This window comes from Vibrio sp. 10N.261.46.A3, assembly GCF_041472995.1.
Lineage (GTDB): Bacteria > Pseudomonadota > Gammaproteobacteria > Enterobacterales > Vibrionaceae > Vibrio > Vibrio coralliirubri.
Map to the genome: position 1 here is coordinate 1 of NZ_JBFRRH010000129.1, position 617 is coordinate 617.

The window sequence follows — 617 nt, forward strand, 5'->3', positions numbered from 1 at the left end:
GGCGGTGGTAGATTGCAGTCATACCAAGCTAGAACCGCGCCTTGTCGGTCAATATCAAAGATTAGATAAGTGACCAACTTAGGTTGGTTCACTTGCAAATACTTCTTCTTGATCGCTGTGATTTTGGGGCGTATGTAAGTGACACCGAGTTCATCGGTGCAATACGGCTTATGAGGAAGCGTCTCGATGAGATCGAGTTGAAAAGCTTTTGAATGTTCAGTCTTCACACATAACTGCGCTTATGGCGGTTATGTGTGGATTGTGTTTGTCTGTTCATGTGTTAAAATCACCTTAAGCATTTAGCCCTGAATTATCGACTTACCACCAAGTTAGAACGATGTTCAGGGCTTTGTTTTATCTGTCGTTTATATTACGCCTCAATACCTTACTTCGCAATTTCCCCTTAGAGCTTCTTGCTATCAGACACAAAAAAGGCCGCTTTAGCGACCTTAAGATAATCATTGTTCTACCGAAACACTGTACTTCGCATTAAGTGACGTTACGTTAAATCAGCCTTGCCGATATTAATTGTTACAAGTGCTTTAACCGCTCTATTGAATCACCGACATCTCCAAATGAAGCTCTATGCTCCAACAGAGCTTGTGCTATGTTTTTCT

At 41.7% G+C, this 617-nt stretch carries 1 protein-coding gene; it reads right to left on the reverse strand.

The window, feature by feature from the left end; translation table 11 throughout:
* Nucleotides 1-227 (reverse strand): replication initiation protein (locus tag AB4484_RS24270; RefSeq protein WP_372080775.1); only part of this gene is annotated, 227 nt, incomplete at its 3' end.
* Nucleotides 228-617: the final 390 nt, after the last annotated feature.